Annotated in this window: 1 protein-coding gene; it reads left to right on the forward strand. The window is 68.2% G+C overall.

The window, feature by feature from the left end:
* Positions 1-248: 248 nt before the first annotated feature.
* A partial coding sequence (locus ACF07V_RS38750) for a peptidoglycan DD-metalloendopeptidase family protein (protein ID WP_392160905.1) occupies positions 249-1,105 on the forward strand: 857 nt, incomplete at its 3' end.

Here is a 1,105-nt window from a genome sequence, read left to right on the forward strand (position 1 = left end):
ACACCAACGGCGACCTGTACACGTACATGGGCATCGGCGACGGCAAGTTCACCGGCCGCACCAAGACCGGCTACGGCTACAACATCTACAGCTGAACCACACCTGATCCACGGCTGATCTCCGGCCTCACCGCCGTCGAGAACGCCGTTCCCCAATGGCACGGGCGGCGGGACCACACGGACCGCTCCGGAATCCCGCCGCCCGCTCCACCTCTCTCCCTCCCGACTTCCCTCAGCGAAGGATCCTTCATGTCCATGCGTCGCTCGCTCAACGCCGCCCTCGTCGTCGCGATCTCGGCCGGAACGCTCACCCTCGGCGCGTCCGGCGCGCACGCCGCCGAGCGCCCCGACTTCCAACTCCCCGCCCCCTGCGGAGAGACGTGGACGGCCAGCACCTACGCCGATCACAACCCGGCGAACTCCGTCGATCTCAACCGTTATCCCGGTGACGACACAGGGCTGCCCGTGGCCGCCAGTGCCGCCGGCACCGTCGAGGTAGCGGGAGACAGCGGGGGCTGGGCGGGCATACACGTCCGCATCAACCACGGTGGCGGCTGGACCACCCACTACGCGCACCTGTCCGCCGTCGACGTCACGGCCGGAGCCTCGGTGAGCGCGGGTCAGACCATCGGCAGGGTCGGCAACACCGGCAACTCACAGGGCGCCCACCTGCACTTCGAAGAGACCCTCAACGGTGCGGGCCAGACCGTCACCTTCGACGGCGTGACGTACAACGGCGGGACGCAGGAGTTCGTCAGCAAGAACTGCGGCGCTCCGGAGCCGGCGATGGCGGCGGGGGTGTCGCCGATCATCGGAGTCGGCGACATCAACAACACCGGCGTCGCCGACTACCTCGCCCGGGGCACCGACGGTCACCTCTACTCCTACATGGGCAAGGGCGACGGTACCTTCACCGGGCGCAGCGACCTGGGCGGCGGCTGGAACCAGTACGACATGGTCATCGGTGCCGGTGACATCAACAAGACCGGCAACCCCGATCTGCTCGCCCGCGGCACCGACGGTCACCTCTACTCCTACATGGGCAAGGGCGACGGCACCTTCACCGGACGCACCGACCTCGGCGGCGGCTGGAACAAGTACGACCT

It is taken from the genome of Streptomyces sp. NPDC015661, from assembly GCF_043077765.1.
In the GTDB taxonomy this organism is placed as follows: Bacteria; Actinomycetota; Actinomycetes; order Streptomycetales; family Streptomycetaceae; genus Streptomyces.